Raw genomic sequence first — 4,173 nt, forward strand, 5'->3', positions numbered from 1 at the left:
CCTGACACGGATCGTCAGTCTGATCTGTTTTTTTGGTCTGATGATTCTGCTGGCGGGGTATTACCTGATCTTCGCCGACCTGCATGGCGCTCGCCCGTGGGTGATTTTGAGCATTGAACTGGTACCGTTGCTGTTGCTGTTACCCGGCATGCTCACCGGCAGCGCGCGCGGCCATTCCTGGACCTGCTTTGTGGTCAACCTGTACTTCATCAAAGGCGCACTGGCAGTGTACGACCCCAACCGCAGCGTGTTCGGCGCACTGGAAATGCTCGCCAGCGTGGCAGTGTTCACCAGCGCGTTGCTGTACGTCAGATGGCGCTTTCAGTACAACCGAAAGCTGGCGGGTGAAGGGGCTGTTTGATACTGGAACCAGGCCAAAATTCTGTGGGACCGAATTCATTCGGGAAGCAGGCGGCGCGGTATATCAAACATACCGAGGCGCGGCCTTCCCGAATAAATTCGGTCCCACAGAACATCAATGATTCACGGTATACGCCAGCATCATTGACAGCTGGCACATCGGCCGGCCGCTTTCGGCGTGCCATTGGTTGAAGGCGCCTTGCACTGCGGCCAGGTCTTTGAGGCTGGTGGGTACGCGGTCGATGATGTCCTGTGCATTTAGCCCGGCAACCATGTCATAGGTGGGGATGAACGTGTCTTTACCGACCATCCGCAAGAAACTCGGCGCAGACATTCCGCCCAACTGGTAGCCGTGTTTCGACAAGTACTTCCACAGGCCAACGATATCGGTCACAGGCCAGTCGGCGACGAAATTGCCGAAGCTGCCGTGCTCTTTAGTGATGTCCAGAATCATCTGCGCGTTACGCGGCACACTTTTCAGCTTGCCCAGGTGGCGAATGATTCGTGCGTCCTGCATCAGGCGTTCAAGGTGCTCGGCCCCCATCAGCACCACTTTCTCCGGATCGAAACGAAAGAACACTTCTTCGAACGTAGGCCATTTGGCATCGACCAAGCTGTGCTTGAGGCCGGCACGAAATACCCGCTGAGCCAACGCCGAGAGGTAGCGGTCGTTGCCGATTTTACGCAATTGCGCGGGGGATCTGGCGTCGGGCAAGTGCGCTTCGAGCGCGGCAGCCGAACCAAAGCGGTTCAGGTTGTACTCGTGAAGCCATTTGTAATCGCGCATGCCTTTCCTACAGGTTCATAACGTTGACGAAGCGCGAGGCTGCGGTTTCATCGATACGCAGTTGGGTGAAATCGAACAGGTTACGGTCCGCCAGTTGCGACGGCTGCACATTTTGCAGTGCCCGGAAAATACTCTCGGTGCGGCCCGGCGTCTTGCGCTCCCAGTCCGCCAGCATCTCTTTGACCACTTGGCGTTGCAGGTTTTCCTGCGAGCCGCAGAGGTTGCACGGAATAATCGGGAACGCCTTGAAGTCCGCAAACGCTTGAATGTCTTTTTCGGTGCAGTACGCCAGCGGACGAATCACCACGTTGCGCCCATCATCAGCGCGCAGCTTGGGCGGCATCGCTTTGAGCGCACCATTGAAGAACAGGTTCAGAAAAAAGGTTTCAATGATGTCATCGCGATGATGCCCCAGCGCCATCTTGGTCGCACCGATTTCGTCGGCATAGGTGTAAAGCGTGCCACGGCGCAGACGCGAACACAGCGAGCACGTGGTCTTACCTTCCGGGATCAGCTCTTTGACCACCGAATAGGTGTCTTTTTCGATGATGTGGTAATCAACCCCCAAGGCTTCGAAATACGCAGGCAGCACGTGTTCTGGGAAGCCCGGCTGCTTCTGATCCAAGTTGACCGCGACAATCTCGAATGAGACCGGGGCGACTTTCTGGAAGTGCATCAGCACGTCGAGCAACGTGTAACTGTCTTTACCGCCTGACAGGCACACCATCACTTTGTCGCCCTCTTCAATCATCTTGAAATCGGCCACTGCTTCGCCAGCGAGGCGGCGCAGACGCTTCTGCACTTTATTCTGGTGAACTGAAAGGATGCCCATGGTGCTGATATCCGCGACGGTTACTCGGAAAAGGCGGGCATTTTACGCGACAGCGAGGGCGGATGCTTGATGGATTTATTTTATCCGGCGCGGCGCTGTCGCTAACGGTTTCACCGCCAAGCAACTATCAAGATAGTTAGCTCCGCATCTAATTTGCGTGAAAAACCAAATAACGCGCCGCGATTACGCGCATCGCTTAGAGCACAATTTGCTCTAAAGCGGTGTAACTAGACTCCTATACTGCGACATAAGGTCGCACCTATTCCTATACCGAGGCTGTGGCCTTATTCCTGTCGAGGCCCTCGGCCCGATAGGCGCTCCGCTGGGGGGCGACGGCAGATAATAATAAGGAGTGACTGGCATGATGAATCACGTTTTAGGATTGTTTACTCATCCTGATCGCGAGTGGAAACAAATCCGTAGCGATAAAGAAGAAACGATCAGCCATATGTATTTGACCCACACGTTAATTCTGGCGGCGATTCCCGCTGTCGCGGCTTACATTGGCACTACACAAGTGGGCTGGGTCATTGGCAGTAGAGCGCCTGTGATGCTAACCCACGAAAGTGCAATTTGGATGACGATCATGTCCTACATCGCCATGTTAGGCGGCGTAGCGGTCATGGGCGGTTTCATCCATTGGATGGCACGAACCTATGATGCCAACCCAAGTCTGGCGCGCTGCATGGCGTTCGCAACGTACACCGCTTCACCGTTATTCATCGGCGGGCTGGCGGCTCTGTACCCACACATGTGGCTGGGGATGGTGATCGGAGTCGCGGCAATTTGCTACACGGTTTACTTGCTATACGTCGGCTTACCGACCTTCATGAACATTCCGTCTGACGAGGGCTTCATGTTTTCCAGCTCGGTACTTGCCGTGGGCTTGGTGGTACTGGTCGCGATCATGGCGTTCACCGTCGTGTTGTGGGGCATCGGTGTAGGACCCGAATATACCAATTGATTCCATGCGCAAGCTTCTACAACACGAGATGACGAGCCGCCTGCTGGGCGGCTCGGTTGTTTTTGATTACCACTGGGCAGTTGATGACCATTGGGCAGCTTGAGTTTTCGGCGAGCCAGGGCTTTGCGGCATACTTGGCACCTCTGGAGAGCTTTTAAGAATGCCCGAACACATCACATCCCGCGTTGAAGTCTGTTATCAGCAAGCCGAACATTTTTTCAAGCGCGCCTTCAAACGCCCGGTGGTCAGCCTCAAGCTGCGCGGACAGAAGGCCGGCGTCGCGCACCTGCATGAAAATATGCTGCGGTTCAATCCGCAGCTGTACCGAGAAAACCGCGACGATTTTCTTAAGCAGACGGTTGCCCACGAGGTGGCGCACTTGATTGCGCATCAATTGTTCGGCGAACGTATTCAGCCTCATGGCGAAGAATGGCAGCTGATTATGCGTGGTGTGTACGAGTTGCCGCCCAATCGCTGCCACACCTACGCGATCAAGCGTCGCAGCGTGACCCGCTACATATACCGCTGCCCATGCGTTGACAGCGATTTCGCTTTTTCCGCACAGCGCCATTCGCTGGTACGGCAAGGGCGCCGGTATTTGTGTAGACGATGCCGGGAGACTTTGGTCTTCAGTGGCGAATTGCGCGTTGAGTGATTTAGCCTCATAGACCACGGCGCGAAGCAGACGACGCGGTCTACCAGAAATGCGAGGAGGCTGAGCCCAATCAACCTATAACCCCGGCCTTACGCATCTCTTTTATCTGCTCAATCCCATACCCCAATTCCGCCAAAACCTGCTCACTGTGCGCCCCTACTTCGGCGCCGATGTGCCTAGGCTTGGGCAAAACGTCGGAAAACTTCAGCGGGCAGGCGATTTGCGCTTGGGAGCTGCCGTCCCCTCGCGGCACTTGGCTCACGACTTCTCGGGCCTGGAGCTGAGAATGCTCAACCGCTTCGGCAATGCTCAGTACCGGTTCCACGCAGGCGTCCAACCCGGCAAAGCATTCACATAACTCCTGATACGAGCGCTTCTCGAATTCGATCGTCAGTTCACGCTTCAACACCGATTGGGCCCCAGGCTCTGACGACAAGCCCTGGGACGCCAGTTCCGGGCGTCCCAGGGCCTCGCACAGCAGTTGCATAAAGCCTGGCTCCAGGCTGCCCACGGCAAACCAACGGCCTTCGCGGCAGCGGTAGTAGTCATAAAAGCTGCCGCCGTTGAGCAACTGA

At 55.9% G+C, this 4,173-nt stretch carries 6 protein-coding genes; 3 read left to right on the plus strand and 3 right to left on the minus strand.

The features are described from left to right. Window position 1 precedes the first annotated feature (1 nt). The gene (locus tag M0974_RS24205) at window positions 2–361 is read left to right on the plus strand and encodes a DUF2069 domain-containing protein (protein ID WP_297842937.1); all 360 of its coding nucleotides are present in this window, start codon (window positions 2–4) and stop codon (window positions 359–361) included. 114 nt (window positions 362–475) lie between these two features. Here the strand turns inward: M0974_RS24205 and M0974_RS24210 are convergent, their stop codons facing one another. Together M0974_RS24210 and ttcA are read right to left on the minus strand one after the other, a co-directional pair. Continuing rightward, window positions 476–1,147 (minus strand): DNA-3-methyladenine glycosylase I, encoded by a 672-nt coding sequence (locus M0974_RS24210; protein WP_297842940.1) that lies wholly within the window; start codon window positions 1,145–1,147, stop codon window positions 476–478. A 7-nt stretch (window positions 1,148–1,154) separates the two neighbouring features. Continuing rightward, the gene (gene ttcA / locus M0974_RS24215; protein ID WP_297842943.1) at window positions 1,155–1,979 is read right to left on the minus strand and encodes a tRNA 2-thiocytidine(32) synthetase TtcA; all 825 of its coding nucleotides are present in this window, start codon (window positions 1,977–1,979) and stop codon (window positions 1,155–1,157) included. 361 nt (window positions 1,980–2,340) lie between these two features. Here ttcA and M0974_RS24220 point away from each other — a divergent pair, with 361 nt between their 5' ends. Together M0974_RS24220 and M0974_RS24225 are read left to right on the plus strand one after the other, a co-directional pair. After that, entirely contained in the window at window positions 2,341–2,943 is a 603-nt protein-coding gene (locus M0974_RS24220; protein ID WP_297842946.1) for a Yip1 family protein, read from the plus strand. Window positions 2,944–3,103: 160 nt separating this feature from the next. Further along, window positions 3,104–3,598, plus strand: a complete 495-nt coding sequence (locus tag M0974_RS24225; RefSeq protein WP_297842949.1) for a SprT family zinc-dependent metalloprotease — start codon at window positions 3,104–3,106, stop codon at window positions 3,596–3,598. A 70-nt stretch (window positions 3,599–3,668) separates the two neighbouring features. Here the strand turns inward: M0974_RS24225 and M0974_RS24230 are convergent. Next, on the minus strand, window positions 3,669–4,173 hold a 505-nt coding region (locus M0974_RS24230), incomplete at its 5' end, for a CoA transferase (protein ID WP_297842952.1).

The organism is Pseudomonas sp., assembly GCF_026224925.1.
Lineage (GTDB): Bacteria > Pseudomonadota > Gammaproteobacteria > Pseudomonadales > Pseudomonadaceae > Aquipseudomonas.

What these genes read in the sequence shown, in the direction of transcription:
- M0974_RS24210 (WP_297842940.1), bottom strand. Translation starts at nt 1,147, where the DNA reads ATGCGCGATTACAAATGGCTTCACGAGTACAACCTGAACCGCTTTGGT.
- ttcA (WP_297842943.1), bottom strand. Translation starts at nt 1,979, where the DNA reads ATGGGCATCCTTTCAGTTCACCAGAATAAAGTGCAGAAGCGTCTGCGC.
- M0974_RS24220 (WP_297842946.1), top strand. Translation starts at nt 2,341, where the DNA reads ATGATGAATCACGTTTTAGGATTGTTTACTCATCCTGATCGCGAGTGG.
- M0974_RS24225 (WP_297842949.1), top strand. Translation starts at nt 3,104, where the DNA reads ATGCCCGAACACATCACATCCCGCGTTGAAGTCTGTTATCAGCAAGCC.